Origin of the sequence: Thiomicrospira sp. S5 (genome assembly GCF_003991075.1) — a bacterium.
GTDB lineage: Bacteria > Pseudomonadota > Gammaproteobacteria > Thiomicrospirales > Thiomicrospiraceae > Hydrogenovibrio > Hydrogenovibrio thermophilus.
The window spans coordinates 61,370-79,569 of sequence record NZ_CP014470.1; the positions used below are offsets into that span (position 1 = coordinate 61,370).

Here is an 18,200-nt window from a genome sequence, read left to right on the forward strand (position 1 = left end):
TCAAGGGGTTTGAGAAGCCGGAAGCAATTTCACCGGTTGATTTTCAACCAGGTGATGCACACCGGCGGTGACGATTTTGTCATCGGTTTCCAAACCGCTGAGGATTTCGATTTGGTCGCCTTTTAACTGGCCGATTTCAACCGGATGCTGATGCACCCGGTTGTCCGAATCGATTTTCCAGACCACAGAAGCCCGCTTACCGTCTGGATCGGCGAACACGGCGTTAACCGGAACCAGATTGACTTTTTTGCCCGCTTTTCCGGAAATATAAACATTGGCGGTCATCCCCGGATAGAGGTTGTAACCTTTTTTATCCAGAATGCCTAAGGTCACTTTGTAGGTTCGGGTGGAGGAATCGGCTTCGGTGGCGAATTCATTCACTTTCAAATCGAAGGTTTCTTTGGGAATGTTCTGAAACACCGCTTTAAGGTCAAAGCCGCCCTGACGTTTGTCTTCATCATTCATCACCATCAGATATTCCGGAACCGAAACCACAATTTCCAATTCGTCGTTGTTCTGCAAACTGGCGATGGGTTCCTTGGCCTGGACATCGGTGAAATTCCGGACATATTGTTTGGCAATGGTTCCGGAAAAAGGCGCTTTTAAAACAGTGTCTTCAAGCGCTTTTTTGGCCAAACGGACATTGGCGTCGGTCATATCCTTTTTGGCGCGGAGTTTGTCAAAATCCGATTGGGATATAAACTCTTTTTTGATGAGTTTTTTCGCCCGCTCATAGTCGGCTTGGGCGTTTTCAAAATCGGCCACCGCCGAATCGTATTTGGCTTGATAATCCCGTTGATCCAATTGACCGATCAAATCGTCTTTTTGGATGATTTGACCTTCTTTAATCGGCAGTTTTTTGAGTTTTCCCGACACCTGGAAAGACAGATCGACCCGGTCTTTGGCTTGCAACACCCCCGGAAATTCGCGCTGCGTCAAGAGGGTGGGCTCGGAAACGATGGTGTATTTCACTGGCCTGATGCTATTTTCCGTTTCCGGATCCTGTTGTTGAGATTCACATCCTGCCAAAAGCACCAGGCCTGGCAATAAACATAACATCAGTAAACGTTTCATGATTTTTCAAATCCTATTCAAAGTTGAAATCATCCAGATTCGGTGCCGGTGGATTGCCGTTATAAATCAGATTCATACGATATTGCATATAACTCTCGCGCATGAAAATATACGGATCCGGTTGGGAACGGATTTCACCCATTAATGTGATGACTTGGGTGTAATCGACGAATTTCTCGCCCAGAAAGAGCATGATACGACCGACATCATCGGTTTCGATCAAATACGGGTAGGTCGGGTTATAGACTGCATCGATACTGCCACCGACCAATTCCCGCGTGGTGTAAGGCCCGAGAATCGGCACCATGAAGAAAGACGCTTCCGACCAAACCCCCCATTTATAGAGCGTTTGTCCCAAATCTTCTTTTTCGTATGTCAGACCGGCCGGCGTCGCCACATCCAATAAGCCGAACAAACCAAACGTGGTATTCATCGCCAAGCGCATGAAACTGGTCAACCCGGCTTCGACATTGCCTTGAAAAAAGGCGTTGACGGTATTCAGAGGTTCTTTTAAATTCCGAAAGAAATTGCTGATCCCGGTTCGCGCCGGGGTCGGAACATAACGGTTATAGGCATCCGCCACCGGTTCCCCGACGGCATCGTTAAACGCCATATTGAACTGATAAACCGCCCGGTTATAGTCTTCATACGGATCCTGCGTGTTCATCGCCGGGCGAGTGGGAAAATCATAATCTTTCAAAATATCTTCGTCCGCCTGAACCGACAAGGAGGTCAGGCTCAAGCAAACGGCCAATAAAGCGCTTTTTAATCGAATCACGGTGTCTCTTCTTCTTTTAAATCCGGTTTTAGGGTACAGGGTAACTCAATGCCGTGCAGCGTTTCTTTAAAGGTTTGTAACACTTTGTGCCTTGGAAAGCTTTTTCGCCAGGCCATGACCACTTCCCGCTTCGCAACAGGGTCCTTAAGCGGCTTATACACCAATAAATCGTCCTGTTTCTGGCAGGCGGTACAGGGCAGAACCGTAATACCCGCTCCTGAGGCGACCATATAACGAATGGTTTCCAGTGAACTGCCTTCCAGAGTTTTTTGTAACGGATTGCTTTGGTAATTCAGATGCATCAAGCTGGGATACGCTTCCACCACCTGATCACGAAAACAATGGCCGGCGCCTAATAATAAAACCGTTTCGTTATGCACTTCTTCCAAAGCGATTTCATCTCTTGCCGCCAATGGATGATCTTTCGGCATGGCCACCACAAAATTTTCCTCGTAAAGTGGAAACACTTCCGTATTCGGTTCGGAAAAGGGCAAGGATACGATGATGATGTCCAATTCACCACTGTGCAATTTTTTCGCCAATTCATGGGTGTAATTTTCTTCAATGGATAAACGAATATTTTGGGCTTTCTGATGAAATTCCGAAATCAGATGGGGCAATAAATAGGGACCAATGGTATAGATGACGCCAAGTTTCAATTCCGTGGTTTGGGATTGTTCATCCTGGGTGATTTGCTTGATGGTTTTGGTTTTTTGAATGATTTCTTCCGCCAAATCGACCACTTGTTGTCCAATTGGAGTTATCAAGACATCGTTTTTGCGTCTTTCGAATAAAGTGACATCCAGTTCGTCCTCGAGCTTTTTGATGGCGATACTTAAGGTCGGCTGACTGACAAAGCAGTTTTCCGATGCTTTTCGAAAATGTTTTTCTTTGGCCAATTCCACCAAATATTTAAGTTCGTTTAATGTCATTCCGATTATTCACATTGAGATATAGATTTATGTATTCTTTATTTTGTTTTGTTCTTTTTGTTTTTCTTAGTCAGGCCCATTTACAGGGATAAGTTTGTTTTTGGTTTTGAATTCAATTTATTAGCCTGTTTATAATCTTAGTAATAATTGGACTATTTTTGACTGTATGAGATGTGAAACAATTGTGGATAACCGACTGGAAAAAGTTTATCCAAGATTTTATTCACAATTTGTTACAGTTTATCCAAGTCTCCATACCGAAGTTATTCAAGAGTTATTCTATGTCAATCTTACAGACAATTAAATCACGCCGCAGCGTTTATCAGTTCTTGCCCGCCCGAATTGAACGGGAATGGATCGATCAATGTCTGGAAGCGGCGATTTGGGCTCCGAATCATAAAGTCACCGAACCCTGGCGTTTTTGGGTCTTGGGTCCCAGAATGAAATCCGTTTTGGCGCATATTTACGCCGATAACCGGGCCGGGAAACGTGCTGAACCGCAAACAGAAGCGTTTAAGGACATTTACGACAAAGCGATGCTCAAGTTTCAAGCCATTCCGGAAATCGTTCTGGTAGGCCAGGTATTGCATTCGGATCCGGTCATGCGTAAAGAAGATTATGCCGCCTGCAGCTGTGCCATCCAGAACTTTCAATTGGCGGCCTGGGAATTGGGTTTGGGGGTGCAGTGGAGTACCGGTCCGATTATTGAGGATAAACGGACATTTGATGCCTTGGAAATCGATTCTAATGCCCTGGCGTTGATTGGTGCCTTATATCTTGGAAAACCGGCATGTGTCGGGGAATCCGGCCGTAAACCGATTGAAAAGGTGACGACGTATCTGGATTAAAAATTCAAGGATTCTTCGTCGTCAATCAAACTGATTTCCGGGTTCAGGGATTCCCGTAGGGAACGTTTGAACAGGAGTTTGTTCTGAACCGGCTGTGGGAGATCGGTGAACAGAATCAAGCGTTTTTCAATCATCAAATCGACCATATCTTCGATGACACGGACCATATCCAAGTCGAGTTTGTTAAGCACTTCCTTGATGAGTTCCTCGTTCTGGGAGTTTTGCAGGAACGCTTTGACTTGCGGATCGAATAGACTCGATTCGAGGTAACCCTCGGTTTCCGAAAAAGTGATGTCTTCGATTTGGTTTTGTGCGTCACACTTAATGTAAATCATAGAATAGTCGCAATTTTAGGATGGAAAATTCTAGTATAGACGGTCAGTCTGTATTTTGCATGAGTAAAAAATCTTATCAATATCATTGACCGTCAGGATTCGATTTCCGAAATGACATTCCCTAACAGTTCGGTCAAACGGTTGTTTTCCGAATAATCCACCGGACAATCGATAATCGTTACCGTATGGCTGTTTAAGGCGGTTTTCAGTGCCGGAAGCAGTTCGTTGGCGGCTTTGATGCGCACGCCGGTGGCGCCGAAGGATTCGGCGTATTTGACGAAATCCGGGTTTTTGAAATCGATGTAGGCCGAACGACCGTAACGACGTTTCTGTTTCCAGTTAATGAGGCCGTATTGACTGTCGTTCCAAATCAAAACCACAATCGGGGTTTCACAGCGCAAGGCGGTTTCGATTTCCTGGGCATTCATCATAAAGCCGGCATCGCCGGTGACGGCGACAATCGCTTTTTCGGGAAAAGCCAGTTTGGCACCGATCGCACCCGGTACGGCAATGCCCATGCTGGCAAATCCGTTGGAAATAATACAGGTGTTGGGAATCTCGGAACGGAAGAATCGCGCCATCCACATTTTATGGGCGCCGACATCGCAAATCGCAATGTCTTCTTTGTTCATGGCGGTCCGTAAATCCCAGATGATTTTTTGCGGTTTCATCGGCCAGGCATCGCTGTCGCCGAGACGGTTCATTTCCTGAATCATCGATTCACGCAATGGAAAAGGGGCTGGAACCGATTCTTTTTTCGGCAGTCTTTCGGTCAAAGCCTTGAGGTTTCGACCGATGTTGCCGACCAGTTCCACATCCGGAATGTAGCTGTAATCCACTTCGGCCGGATAGGTATCGATGTGAATAATCGTATGTTCGCGGTTCGGGTTCCAGAGATGTGGGTGGTATTCCACCATATCGAAACCGACACAAATCACCAAATCCGATTCGGCAAAACCGCCGTTTTCATAATCGCCTTTTTGCAATCCCGCCGTGCCCACCGACAAGGGGTTTTTATAGTGGGGCACCGCACCTTTCGCCATAAAGGTATTCACCAATGGAATCTGGTAATGATTGGAAAAAGCTTCCAGTTGAGAAGTGGCTTTGGCACGGACGGCACCGTTACCGACCAGAATCATCGGTTTATCGGCTTTCTGGATAATGGCGACGGCCTTGTCGATGAGTTTGTTATCCGCCAGACTGAGGCGTGATTCCACCACTGGCAGGGGTTTTTCCGGTGTGGTCATTTCGCTGACGTTTTCCGGAAAATCGATAAAGGCCGCGCCCGGTTTTTCCGCTTGTGCCAATTTAAAGGCTTTACGAACCACTTCCGGCAGAATTTCCGGTTCCAATACCTGAGTGGCGTATTTGGTGATGGGTTTGAATAAATTGACCAAATCCACGACCTGATGCGATTCTTTATGCAATCGGGTGGTGGCGGCTTGACCGGCGATGGCTACGACGGGTGAATTGTCCATATTGGCATCGGCGACGCCGGTGACCAGGTTGGTGGCGCCTGGACCAAGGGTGGAAAGGCAAACACCGGCCTTGCCAGTCAAACGGCCGTAAACGTCCGCCATAAAGGCGGCTCCCTGTTCATGACGGCAGGTAATGAAACGGATTTTGGAGTCCAGCAGGGCGTCCATCATGTCCATATTCTCTTCGCCGGGAATTCCGAATACGTATTCAACTTGTTCGTTTTCAAGACATTGCACGAAGAGTTTGGAGGCTTTCATTGACGGTTCCGTTTTGTAAATGGTTAAAAATCACCAGGCCTGGTGATTTCTGAATAATTTTGTGTTTCTAACGATTATAAACGTAAAAACAGGAGAAGCGCAAAATTCAGCTAAGAGAGGGGGGACAGAATGCCCGATTACGAGCATTCCAAACGGATAGAGATTATTTATTGACGAGGGTATTGACCACTTTCCAAAGCCCTTCACGGGAAGACGCCATGGGCACATCGGTCAGGTATTTTCCGTTGACGATAACGGCCGGAACACCGTCAATGCCATAATCCTGTGTTTTTTGTTTCGCTTTGGCGATGGCGCTGTTGACTTGGAAACTGTTGAACATTTTCTTGTAGTCTTCCGGTTTCACGCCCATCGGTTCGACGAATTTCGCCAAGGCATCGACATTGAAAATCGGTTTACGATCGCGCTGGATGGCGTCGAAATACCGATTGTGAAATTGCGTTTCAATGCCGAGAAGCTTTGCCGTGTAATACACCCGCGCCATAAAGACCCAATTCGGGTTGTTCAACACCGCCGGCATGCGTTCGAAATGAACGTCTTTCGGTTTGGTTTCCAGCCATTTGTGCAGGCTGGGTTCCAGATTGTAGCAATGCGAACAACCGTAATAAAAGACTTCCACCACGGATTTTTTATGCGGTGCAATGGATTGCGGGTTGGGCACTTTCTTGTATTCAACGCCTTCAACAATGCCCATGTCGGTATTGGCTTGCACTGGCTGAAACGCCAGTGCAAGCAGGAAGAAGGCATAAGTGACGAATCCTTTTGTCATGAAAAACCTCACTTACAGCTCACCGTAGGAATGCAGACCGGACAGGAACATATTCACGCCTAGGAAAGCGAAAGTGGTGACCAACAAGCCGACTAAAGCCCACCAGGCCATTGGACGACCGCGCCAGCCTTTCGACATGCGAATGTGCAACCAGGCCGCATAGTTTAGCCAAACAATCAGCGCCCAGGTTTCTTTCGGGTCCCAAGACCAGTAACCGCCCCAAGCTTCCGCAGCCCACATCGCACCCAAAACGGTGGCGATGGTGAAGAAAGCAAAGCCCAGTGCAATGGTTTTGTACATCAGGTCATCCATTTTTTCCAAGCTCGGCATGGTTTTAAGGAAGGACGAATCCGGGTTTTTCTGTTTGATGTTATCGGTCAACAGATAAGCCAAACCAACCATGGCTGCGATGGAGAAAGCGCCGTAACCGATGAAGTTGGCCGGTACGTGGATTTTCATCCAATAACTTTTCAGGGCCGGCACCAATGGCTGAATCACGTGGGCTTGACGATCAAACGTATACCAAAGCAGGAAAGCGACGGATGCACTGACGATCAGCATGACGAAACCGCCCATGGATCGAGTGCGCATCTTTTGCTCGTAATACAGGTAAATCAACGTCGTCAATACCGCAAATAGGATAAAGACCTCATACAGACTGCTGACCGGAATGTGGCCGTAGTCCGGGTTGATGAGATAAGATTCGCGCCAGCGAACCATCATTCCGACCAAGCCGAAAGTGGAACCGGCCCAAGCCAGGAAGGAGGCTACTTTACCGACATAATCCGATTTGGAGAACAGGGCTAGGAAATAGGCGACGGTGGCCAAGACAAACAAGGCGCTCATCCACATAATGGCGGATTGGCTGGACACCAGGAATTTCAGGAAAAATGCCTGTTCGTTAATGGCAATTTGATTACCGTGGGTCTGGTAAGTCCAAACCGCGAGTAAGCTCAAGGCCGCGACCGAGTAGGTCAGGGGTTTGATACTTTGCCAAAAACGTCCCAGTGCGATCAAACCGATGGCGGAACCGATCAGAATGCCGATTTCATAGTTATCCATGAGTTGTCCGAAGACTTGCCAGGCATAAAAGGACCCGCCGATGACCAGGATGGCCCATACCCAATCGCTGATTGAAACCGTTCGCTTCGAGATTTCCATATTAACGGAAGAATTCATAGTATTCATGATTTCACCTGTAGTTTAGATTGTACCGCCTGTACAACGTGTTCAAATTCTTTAGCCACTTCAGGCAGCTCTTTGGTATCTTTTCCGGCGATGGTCAGTTTTTTATCCGTTTCCGAATAGACCAACCAAATCCGTTTTTGTCGAACGTAGAATAAAAAGAATACCCCAATTATAAGTAATGCACTCCCGAAATAAACGATATCTTTTCCAGGGGATTTGGTGATTTGCAGACCGGTCGACTCGATTTGTTTAAAGGATGCCAAGTCGAAAAACAGCGGTGGGCCGTAGTTCGGTAAACTGTTGATGACGGTGATGGCATCTTCAAACCATTGTTTGTTGAAATCGGAGATATCGGCCAATTCCTTGACGTCTTCCTTTTCCAGAATTGACAAATACAAGGTTTGCAGGGCGATACTGGTTTGGTTGATGTAATATTCTTCGACTTTTTCCCGGTCTTTTTCCGGCACATTTTGCTGAACGAATTGGGTGATGCCGCTAAAGCCTTTTTGGCGGAACAGCACCATCAACTGATTCAACAGACGAATTTGTAATTCATAGGTGCGTTCGTCGATTCCGTCCAGTTTCGGGAAGGCATTTTCCAATACCTTGGTGGTTTCGGTTTTATTGTTGATTAATGCCAGGAAGTTGAAGAAACGTTCTTTACCACGTTTTTCGTCAGCCGGAATAAACAGATAACGGAAAGGTTCGGCCTGGCTGGTGCGCATGCCGGTCATAAAGAACCAACGGTCATCCTGCAGGCTTGGTTGCATGTAATTTTCGTATTCCCAAGCCTTTCCTTGATCGTTACGGACTTTGAAAATGATGCTTGGACCGTTGTTATGCATTTTCTTGCCGGTTTTGGCTTTTTCTTCTTCGGTGGCCGGGACGATATTGAACATCTTGAAATCGTTCAATTCGACTCGGAAAGTGCCGATCGGCGTTTTCAACGGTTCCACTTTGTCGACGGCCGTATCCAGAATCAATGGTTTGTTTTCCGGCGCCAACAATGGATGGACTTCCAATTTTAATAGACTGCCGCCGTCGCCAAATGACGATTGGTAAATGGCGTAATTTTTATAGAACAGCGGGTGGTTGACGGCAATGGTCTTTTCAATCGGTTCATCCAGATCCGGCGCCGTCAAAATCAAATCCGATTCAAAGGATTTCGGCATACCGGTATCGTAATATTCAATTCGGAAATCTTTCACTTCCAGAGTGAAAGGCAGTTTTTGCACCAGAAAACCGCGTTCATACGGTAAGAAAAGTACATCCGATTTTTGGCCTTCGGCGATGTTGACAGTACCGCGGAACGAGAAGTTTTCCGGCCCAACCCAGGATTTTTGTGGGATTTGGCTCAATGGAACCGAACGGGTTTCAGGCGCTAATTGGCCAGTTAATTCTCGGTATTTCAGCATCAGGTTGCTGTCGAATAAGGCACCGATACAGATAATGATGATAGAGATGTGGGTGAAAATATAACCGAGGCGATTCCATCGGCCTTTCAAGCCTGCAACGGTGACGCCGTCTTCACGTTGGTGGATTTTGGTTTTGAAACCCTGTTGCTTCAAAACCGCTTTGGCGGTGTCAGCGTCAAATTGTTCCGGCGTATAAGTCAGATTATGGGGTTGGTGTTTATAGGCATTGACCGACAGTGTTTCGCTGTATTGTTTCATGTCCTTGATAAAATTCGGCCCGTTACGGCTGACGCAAACGGCGGTCGACACCAGCAGGAACAACAGGACCAAAATAAACCAGGCCGCGCCGTAGACATGGAACAGGCCGAGTTGGTTGAATACTTGGGTCCAGAAAGGGCCGAATTTGATAATGTAGTCTTGAAAGGCTTGGTTCTGTTGCAGAACCGTTCCAATGACCGACGCGATGGCTAACATGACCAGCAGGGTGACCGCCAGGTTCATGGAGCCTAAAAATTGAATGAAAACCCCGGGGTTCTTCGTCCTTGAAGGGCTGGAATTACTTGATAAATCGGCCATAATAAATAATTATTCTGTATGCAGTTAGTCAAAAGATTGTAAAGTATATACCGATTGAGACCATTGATAAAGAATGAACGCCAACCAGTACGGATAATCAAAGTTTTATGCAACATCCTCTCTACCAACAAGCCCGTTATTTAATTTCTGCGCCGAATGTTAACCATTGCCCGGAAGACACTGGCTTTGAAGTCGCGTTTGCCGGTCGTTCCAACGCCGGTAAATCCAGTGCTTTGAATGTTATTACGTCGCAGCGAGGCCTGGCGAAAACCAGTAAAACGCCGGGGCGGACTCAGCTCATCAATTTTTTTGAGTGCGATGAGGAACGGAAATTAGTGGATTTACCCGGTTACGGTTATGCCAAAGTGAATGTGAATACCAAACGGGCGTGGGAACGAAGTCTTTCCGAATATATAGAAGCACGTGATTCGTTACGAGGATTGATTTTGCTGGTGGATTCGCGCATGCCGCCGACCGAAATCGATTTGACGATGCTGGATTGGACTTTGTCATTGGAATTGCCGGTACACGTATTGCTGACCAAAAGCGATAAATTGAAAAAAGGCCCGGCACAGAACAGTCTGTTGAAATTCAAACAATTATTAAAAGATCAGTATCCGCATGCCACGGCTCAACTGTTTTCGTCTTTGAAACGACAAGGTCTGGAGCAGGTCTGGTCAAAATTGGATGAATGGATGGAATACGAACGTCCGGTAAAATCCAAGGCCGAGTCATCCTAATTATCTAATTATATTCATTGTTTGAATCTTAAAAACGCCCAGGCCTGGTCATATTCAATGGAAATTGTCGTTTAGAAACGATAACCGGCTTTTAATGAATAGGTGGAGACTTCACCGATTTGGTTGAATGCCACCAAAACATCCATCACCAATAGATTAATATTGACGCCAATAGCGGCTTTCGGCATGGAGACGGTTTCGTCTCGCAAATCCGGTCCGGCCGCGCCGGTGTTGTCTTCCCGCGCCTTAACATTCCCCGTCACCATGCCCAAAGAGGCATAAGGGGTGAAATTGGCAAAGCCTTTGGAAACACCGACTTCCGCGCCATAACCATTGAACGTTAAGGCATCGATACCGGTGGTTTGGGTGTAATTCGCACTGATGTTAACGGCCGGATACAAAGTGCCGCCTTCAATCAACGCGTAACTGAGCTTGGCGCCCCAAACCTGGATATTACTGTTGAGCGCTCGGGAATAATCCAAACCGAAATTTAAATCAAATGGCAGGCCTTTAACGGCATGAAGTGTAATCGTGTCAATGCTTTTTCCGCCGTTGTTGGAGACATAGTCCATCGAATCGTTTTTCAGATTGGACATATTATAGGAAATGCCGATGTCGAAGCCCGGTAAACCAAGTGGTTCGGCCGGTTCGAGGGTTTTGGTCGACAAAGCGCCGGTCAAATCCTTAGCGAAGTCCTGAAATTGTGTTTGGCTGTCGAAATTCAAAAAATCGATTTTGGCTCCGGAAGCGAATCCGACAGAAGGAATCGCTAACAGAAGGGGTAGGGTTTTTTTCAACATAGGTCTGACTCCGTTTTCGAGCATTATAAACAAAAACCCCCTCGTTCAAGGGAATCTTGAAGAGGGGGCTTCAGACTTTTTTACTTGAATGATTTTTTAGAAATCGAATTCAACGCCCACCGACGCCATGGCACCGGAATCTTTCTGTTTATCCGAAATGCCGCTGAAATCGGTCGTTGTTGAGGCCACGTCCAATGTCAGGAAGCCGAAGGTTAAGCCGGCCGTACCGTAAGTGTATTCGGTGCCGACCATATTGCCGCGTAGCCCCAAACGGACATCCGGGATATACCAGGCGGAATTGGTGGCATAGCTGACACTGGTGGTCCACCATTGGGTGTCTTCGTTATTCAAATCGTTGGCTTTGTTCAAATCGTAGCTCCCGGCCAGCGTCCATTTACGGTTTTGGGAAAAGATTTGCGCGCCGATTCGGTATTGCGGTTTCAATTCGAATTTAGAATCGATGTAGTTGCTGAAGCTGGCGGACGTCGCGGTCGCGGATTTGTTGTTGATATCGAATTTAGGGGAGGTCAGGTTCATCCCGACGACTCCGATCATATAGTTCTGACCGGTCCAGTTAAGACCGATGTCGGCGGTAAAGTTACTGTCGCTGGAACCGGAATCGATGTCCTTGATGTAATCTTCGGTATTTTTACTGCTGTTCCCCAGGTTGTCGTCGGCAATTTCGCTGAAATCCACCAGTTTGACATTCGACATCAAGCTTAAATAACGGGCTGTAATACCCAGTGAAAGCGCACCGCTGTCGGATTTCAGTACATCAAATCCATAACTGACGGCAAACTCATCCAACTGTTTATAGCCGACACCTAAAGCGGCATCACCTGAGCTAACGGCTAAGTTACCGCCATTATCATAAGCGGTGACGTCATTTTGTTTGATGAGGTAGCCTTTGGCACCGACTTGACGGGTATAGTCAAAGGACAAACCGCCGCCTAAAAAGCTGTGTTTGACCACTAGAGGTACGGTGACACCGGTAATGGTGCTGAAATTACCCTTATTGTATTTCGTCAAAAATTCATTGGTCAGGTTTTGAAGGTCGGTCGCATCTTGAAGTGTATAAGTTCCTTTATCCAAGATGGGTTTGATCTTGTCATCCAGAAAATCCTTGGAGCCTTCCAAACCATCGAATTCCGCTTGGATTTGAACGGTGGCGCCCAAACCGAAACGAGCCCCTTCCATATCCGCGGCGGTCAGTGCATTATTGGCCGGGTTGGCCAATGGGCTGTAAAGGGTGTTCGGGTTGGAGGCATCCCCATAGCCAATATTGGAGGCAATCGGGGTATAGGAACTCGGTGCGGCCTGAACCGATATCGCCGTTGCCATTAAAATAGCGCCGGCTAAAGGGGTAGGTTTGATCATATTTTGACATTCTCCAAAGACAGTTTTCAGTTTTCTGATATTGTATTTTTATAAAAAATTTACTCCCAAAAATTTTAACCAAAAAACATTAAAAAACGAGAAAATTTCGCGGCCTTGACAAGGTTTATTGATGGACACGTATCTTTGCAGTTTTGTCATTACGATTTTTTAGGCAGTTTTAGAGGAGCTGATTTTTGGGTTTTAAAACGATCCATATCGTCTCGGAGGATATTGGCTTGTTCATTCAGACTCTCCGCAGCGGCGCTGGTTTGTTCAACTAATGCGGCGTTTTGTTGTGTTCCGCTATCGATTTGAGCAATGGCTTTATTGACTTGGCCAATCCCTTCGGCTTGTTCGCTTGAGGCTTGAGCAATCTGTTCAATCATAATGGAAACTTGCTCGACCGATTCCATAATCTGATTAAGCACTTCACCGGATTCGGTCGCCAACTGGGTTCCTTTATCAATGCGAGTGACATTTTCCTGGATTAATCCAGTAATGTTTTTAGCGGCTTCAGCGGATTTTTGGGCCAGATTGCGAACTTCGCCGGCTACCACAGCGAAACCTCGGCCATGATCACCGGCTCTGGCGGCTTCCACAGCCGCATTCAATGCCAGTAGGTTGGTTTGAAAAGCAATGCCGTCAATCAGCGTGACGATTTCGTTGATTTTATGGCTGGAATCTTGAATGGCATTCATGGCGTCGATGGTTTCATGCATCACTGTATTGCCTTGATGTGCTTTTTGCTGAACGTCCAATGCTACTTGTGCGGCTTTTTTGGAGTGGCCGGTGGTGTTTTGAACCGAACTGGTCATTTCGTCCATCGTCGCAGAGGTTTCTTCCAGTGAGGCGGCCTGTTGCTGAACACGATCACTTAAATCCAAAGCGCCGCGTGATACTTCATTGGCGGCATTATTGACTTCAACGGAAATTTCCATTGCATCGGTAACAATTTGGTTAAGTTGTTCGCTGGAGCGGTTAATGGATTGTTTTAATGTATCGAGTTGACCTTGATAATCACCATTGATGGTTTGAGTCAGGTCGCCGGATGCTTGAGCCGACATGACGGTGTTGATTTCATTGATGGCCGAATTTAACGAAGACAGGGATTCATTGACATGCGTTTTTAACCACTGCAGTTCGCCTTTGGCCTCGATTTCAACACGATGATCGAATTGACCTTTTTGCATGGCGGAAAGGGTCACATTGATTTCACGGATGACTTGATCGATGGATTGTAAAGCACCTTCAACCAGCTGACGGAAACCTTCGGCGACGTTAGAATCCATCCGCACGTCAAATTGACCATTTTCAAGTGCCTGCATCACCTTGCTTAATTCATTCATCATGAATTCAACGCTTTTCGCTGAGGCATTGACGCCCTCTTTTAAAGTGGCGAGATCCCCTTGGTATTGACCTTGCATGGAACGTGAGAAATCACCATCTGCAATGGCCTTGACGGTTTGGTTGGCTTCTTTTAAAGCTTGATTAATTTGGTTGAGCAGGGAACCGAAAGCCCGTGTCATATCGCCAACTTCATCTTGAGCATGGCTGTTCAATTCGATGTCGATTTTGCCGGTTTTTTCGACTTGTCGAATCGCCGACAGAATGGATTGAATTGGCTGAGTCACGATTTTATGCGAGGCGTGCCATAGGAACAGCATCAATATTGCCATTAATACGACAATCAGAACCAGCATTAGCAGAATGGTTTGATTCACTCCATCCATGGCGTTCACCATGTCAGGGTGATCCATGTCGATGCCGACTAAATAATACCCAATGACATCACCATCACTGTTTTTCAGAGGAGAAACAGTGATGGCTTTATTGTCTTTCAAAGTGAATTTTTTTTGAATCAGGTGATCCATGTCGAGCTGACGGAACCATTTGACGGAATCCTTGAACCAATCGTTGTGGGCTAGATAATAGGACCCAAGTTTCGGATTATTCTGGCCTTTTTTCCAACGTTCCAGGGCTTTATCGTTTAAAACCGCTATAAAATAAGCTTGTTCTTTTTGCATTTTACGCGCAATGGAGCCGAGGCCGGAACGAATGTCCAGAACGCCGACAATGGGCGAGTTGACGTCAGTGGCATGCACCGGTACCGATGCGGTAATAAACAATCCGACACCGGAAAGATCAATTTCGGCCGAGTGCGGGACTTTTCCGCTTAGAATGGCGGAAAAATCTCTGGGCGCTTTTTTACCTTTTGCCGGATCAGGTTGTTTGGCGAAAGAACGCATAAAAATTCGATTTTCTTGGTCAAAAGCGACGAATGATAGCCCGTGATAATTAGTGGTGCGTTTGAAATCGTCGGAAATATTGTTGGCGATTTTATAAAGGGAACGGTCATCGCCATTGAGAAAGAATTCCCCCAGATTCGGGTTGGCGGATACCGCACTTTGAGCGATGCTCAAAGCGGTTTCGATTTTAGACTGAATCAGCATCAGCGCTTGCTCGCGTTTTTCAGTGGTGAGGTTTTCGGCGGTTGAACTTTTTAAGTCCGAACTGAATTTTAAAATCAACGACAAGCCGATGACTAAGCCGATAATGGTTACCAGCACCATACGAAACAATAATTTGGCTGAAATGCTTTTCAACATGAGTACCCTTCCTTGAGTGTTAAAAGTTTTGGAACATCTTTACAAGAGGACAATTTTAGACGGCACGTAAAAATTGATAGTCACTATTTTTCCAGAACGTTAGATAAAATATAAAGATAACCGATAAATTAAAATGTATGGCGCATTTTTTCAATGCGCTTCGTCCCAGTTTTTGCCCTGACCGATTTCGACAATCAACGGCACATCAAGGGTTAAGGCGGATTCCATAATGGTTTTGATTTCTGATTTTGCCGAGTCGATATCTGGCTCGGCCACTTCAAACACCAATTCATCGTGCACCTGCATCAGCATTTTGATGTCCAGTGTTGTCTCATTCAACCAGGCCTGCATTTTCACCATGGCGGTTTTAATGATGTCGGCGGCGGTGCCTTGCATAGGCGCGTTGATGGCGGTGCGCTCGGCGTATTGACGCAATTGCCCGTTTTTGGCATTGATGTCGGGCAGATACAAGCGGCGGCCCATCAGGGTTTCGACATAACCCGTTTGCTTGGCATTTTGTTTGGTGTTTTCCATATAATCCGCCACGCCCGGATAACGAGAAAAATAGAGGTTGATGTATTCCTGTGCTAGGCCACGCGAAATGTTTAATTGCTTGGCCAAGCCGAAGGCGGACATACCGTAAATCAAACCGAAGTTGACGGCCTTGGCGCTACGGCGTTGTTCGGACGTCACTTCTTCCAACGGCATATTGAAAATTTCCGCCGCGGTGGCCTGGTGAATGTCCTTGCCTTCGGCAAAGGCTTTTAACAAACTGGCATCGCCCGATAAATGCGCCATAATCCGCAGTTCGATTTGCGAATAATCCGCCGCCAGCAGTTGGTGCCCGTCATCGGCGATGAAGGCTTGACGAATGCGGCGGCCTTCGGGGGTGCGAATCGGAATATTCTGCAAGTTGGGTTCGGTGGATGATAAACGCCCGGTTGAGGCCACGGCTTGTTGGTAAGAGGTGTGTACCCGCCCGGTGTTCGGATTGATTTGCTTGGGTAATGAATCGGTGTAAGTGGATTTCAGCTTGGCCAGACTGCGGTATTCCAGAATCAGATTCGGCATTTCATGGCCGTCTTCGGCCAGTTGCACCAGCACCGGTTCAGCGGTGGACGGTTGGCCTTTCGGGGTTTTTTTGATGATCGGTAAATCCAGCTTTTCGAACAAGATCTCTTGCAATTGCTTGGAAGAATTCAAGTTAAAAGGGCTGCCGGCAATCAAATGGGCTTTCTGTTCCAGTGCCGTGAGTTTTTCACCCAGTTCATAGGATTGATCGGCCAGCATCTGGCGGTCGATGAGGACACCGGTGTGTTCCATTTTTGCCAGTACCGGCACCAAGGGCATTTCAATGTCGCGGAAAACGGTTTCCAGCTTGGGCTCGGCTTGCAGTTTCGGCATCAGGGTTTGGTGCAATTGCAGGGTGATGTCGGCGTCTTCGGCGGCGTAAGGCGCGGCGGTTTCAATATCGATTTCATTGAAGGTTTTTTGTTTTTTCCCTTTACCGGCGATGTCTTCGAAATGAATGGTGGAATGGTTCAGGTATTTCAGTGCCAAATCGTCCATATTGTGGCGGGTGGCGACACTGTTGAAACAGTAGGATTCCAGCATGGTGTCGAAAGCGATGCCTTGCACGTCGATACCGGCATTTTGAAAGAGGTGCCAGTCGTATTTGAAGTTTTGCCCGATTTTTTGAATGGCCGGATTTTCCAGAATCGGCTTCAATTTGGCGATGACTTCGTCGTAAGGCAGTTGTGTCGGGGCACCGTCGTAATCGTGGGTTAAAGGCACATAGGCCGCGAAATTTCGCCAGGCCTGGCTGTTTTTGGCGTTATCGGCTTTTTCGGCCGGTTCTGCATAAGCGAAACTGATGCCGACGATTTTGGCCTGCATCGCGTTGAGCGAGGTGGTTTCGGTGTCGATGGCAAACACCTCGGCGCTTTCGAGTTTTTTCAGCCATTGGTCCAGTTCGGCCATGTCCAAAATCGTGGCATAGGATTCGGATTCGATGGTCACGCCGTCGGTTTCCGTGGCGGCGGATTTTTGGGAATGACCATTGGTAACCGTTTCGGAATGGGCTTTACGGCCACTGCTCTGGCTGAAAGGCAGGTCGCCCTTCAACACTCGCGACAACCAGTTACGCAAGTCAAAGCGCGCGAACAGGGTTTCCAAAGCGTCCATATCGGCTTCATGGCGTTTGATGTCGGCCAAGGCGATCGGCAAATCGCAATCAATGCGGATGGTGGTCAGTTCGCGGGAAAGTTTTAATTGGTCGAGGTTGGCGCGTAGGTTCTCGCCGATTTTGCCTTTGATCTCGTCGGCGTGCGCGATGAGATTGTCGATGTCGCCGTATTCCGCCAGCCATTTCGCAGCGGTTTTCGGGCCGCATTTCGGAATGCCGGGAATGTTGTCACTGCTGTCGCCCATCAGCGCCAGATAGTCGATAATCTGGTCGGGTTTCACGTGGAACTTTTCTTCAACTTTTTCCGGGGTCATCAAGGTGTCGGTCATGGTGTTGACCAGCGTGATGTGCTGGTTGACCAACTGCGCCATATCTTTATCGCCGGTGGAAAGCAAAGCGTCCATTTTGGCTTGGGTGGCGTGGTGGGCCAGGGTGCCCATCACATCGTCCGCCTCAACACCGTCAATGACCAGTAACGGAATGCCCAGCGCTTTGATGATGTCGTGAATCGGCTCGATTTGAATGCGCAGTTCGTCCGGCATCGGCGGGCGGTGCGCCTTGTATTCGCTGTAGAGGTCGTGGCGGAAGTTCTTGCCTTTGGCATCGAACACCACGGCGATACGCTCAGGCTGGTACTGTTCCAGCAGTTTCCCAATCATATTGATGACCCCGAAAATCGCCCCGGTGGCATGCCCTTCACTGTTGGTCAACGGTGGCATGGCGTGGAAAGCACGGAACAGGTAGGAAGAACCGTCCACCAGAATGAAAGGGCTGTCGGGGTTGAATTTGGGTAGGATCTGAGTCATTGAATGCGTTGCCTCTA

General features: G+C 47.4%; 14 protein-coding genes. 2 read left to right on the forward strand and 12 right to left on the reverse strand.

What is annotated here, in order from left to right:
* From AYJ59_RS00265 to AYJ59_RS00275, 3 genes are read right to left on the reverse strand one after another with little or no spacing between them, the layout of a single operon-like run.
* A complete protein-coding gene (locus tag AYJ59_RS00265; RefSeq protein WP_127118964.1) occupies nt 1-1,074 on the reverse strand; it encodes an efflux RND transporter periplasmic adaptor subunit in 1,074 nt (357 codons plus the stop codon).
* Nucleotides 1,075-1,087: 13 nt separating this feature from the next.
* Nucleotides 1,088-1,852, reverse strand: a complete 765-nt coding sequence (locus tag AYJ59_RS00270; RefSeq protein ID WP_237260348.1) for an MlaA family lipoprotein — start codon at nt 1,850-1,852, stop codon at nt 1,088-1,090.
* Entirely contained in the window at nt 1,849-2,784 is a 936-nt protein-coding gene (locus tag AYJ59_RS00275) for a hydrogen peroxide-inducible genes activator (RefSeq protein WP_127118965.1), read from the reverse strand. Before AYJ59_RS00275 ends, AYJ59_RS00270 begins: the two co-directional genes overlap by 4 nt.
* 281 nt (nt 2,785-3,065) lie before the next feature.
* Between AYJ59_RS00275 and AYJ59_RS00280 the strand changes: the two genes are divergently transcribed.
* Nucleotides 3,066-3,632: a nitroreductase family protein gene (locus tag AYJ59_RS00280; RefSeq protein ID WP_127118966.1), complete on the forward strand. Its 567-nt coding sequence runs from the start codon at nt 3,066-3,068 to the stop codon at nt 3,630-3,632.
* On the opposite strand, the gene AYJ59_RS00285 is transcribed toward AYJ59_RS00280, so the two are convergent.
* The 5 genes from AYJ59_RS00285 to AYJ59_RS00305 form a co-directional block, all read right to left on the reverse strand.
* The gene (locus AYJ59_RS00285; RefSeq protein WP_127118967.1) at nt 3,629-3,967 is read right to left on the reverse strand and encodes a hypothetical protein; all 339 of its coding nucleotides are present in this window, start codon (nt 3,965-3,967) and stop codon (nt 3,629-3,631) included. The two genes, AYJ59_RS00280 and AYJ59_RS00285, sit on opposite strands and share 4 nt — an antisense overlap.
* Nucleotides 3,968-4,059: 92 nt before the next feature.
* Complete coding sequence (locus AYJ59_RS00290) at nt 4,060-5,703, reverse strand: acetolactate synthase large subunit (RefSeq protein ID WP_127118968.1); 1,644 nt, start codon at nt 5,701-5,703, stop codon at nt 4,060-4,062.
* Nucleotides 5,704-5,866: 163 nt separating this feature from the next.
* Complete coding sequence (locus AYJ59_RS00295) at nt 5,867-6,490, reverse strand: thiol:disulfide interchange protein DsbA/DsbL (protein ID WP_127118969.1); 624 nt, start codon at nt 6,488-6,490, stop codon at nt 5,867-5,869.
* Between the two features lie 12 nt (nt 6,491-6,502).
* A complete protein-coding gene (gene ccsB / locus AYJ59_RS00300; RefSeq protein WP_127118970.1) occupies nt 6,503-7,678 on the reverse strand; it encodes a c-type cytochrome biogenesis protein CcsB in 1,176 nt (391 codons plus the stop codon).
* On the reverse strand, nt 7,675-9,594 hold the full coding sequence (locus AYJ59_RS00305) for a cytochrome c biogenesis protein ResB (RefSeq protein ID WP_237260349.1): 1,920 nt from the start codon (nt 9,592-9,594) through the stop codon (nt 7,675-7,677). The genes ccsB and AYJ59_RS00305 overlap by 4 nt, the downstream gene beginning before the upstream one ends.
* A gap of 182 nt (nt 9,595-9,776) precedes the next feature.
* On the opposite strand from AYJ59_RS00305, the gene yihA reads away from it, so the two are divergent.
* Nucleotides 9,777-10,409 carry a ribosome biogenesis GTP-binding protein YihA/YsxC gene (gene yihA / locus AYJ59_RS00310; protein WP_127118972.1) on the forward strand — a complete coding sequence of 211 codons (633 nt, stop codon included), beginning with the start codon at nt 9,777-9,779 and terminating at the stop codon, nt 10,407-10,409.
* Between the two features lie 71 nt (nt 10,410-10,480).
* Here the strand turns inward: yihA and AYJ59_RS00315 are convergent, their stop codons facing one another.
* The 4 genes from AYJ59_RS00315 to polA form a co-directional block, all read right to left on the reverse strand.
* Nucleotides 10,481-11,209, reverse strand: coding sequence for a hypothetical protein (locus AYJ59_RS00315; protein ID WP_127118973.1), 729 nt, complete (start codon nt 11,207-11,209; stop codon nt 10,481-10,483).
* A gap of 96 nt (nt 11,210-11,305) precedes the next feature.
* Nucleotides 11,306-12,550: a conjugal transfer protein TraF gene (gene traF / locus AYJ59_RS00320; RefSeq protein WP_164730702.1), complete on the reverse strand. Its 1,245-nt coding sequence runs from the start codon at nt 12,548-12,550 to the stop codon at nt 11,306-11,308.
* A gap of 194 nt (nt 12,551-12,744) precedes the next feature.
* The gene (locus AYJ59_RS12900; RefSeq protein ID WP_164730703.1) at nt 12,745-15,192 is read right to left on the reverse strand and encodes a methyl-accepting chemotaxis protein; all 2,448 of its coding nucleotides are present in this window, start codon (nt 15,190-15,192) and stop codon (nt 12,745-12,747) included.
* A gap of 150 nt (nt 15,193-15,342) precedes the next feature.
* On the reverse strand, nt 15,343-18,183 hold the full coding sequence (polA, locus tag AYJ59_RS00330; RefSeq protein ID WP_127118975.1) for a DNA polymerase I: 2,841 nt from the start codon (nt 18,181-18,183) through the stop codon (nt 15,343-15,345).
* Between the last annotated feature and the right edge of the window lie 17 nt (nt 18,184-18,200).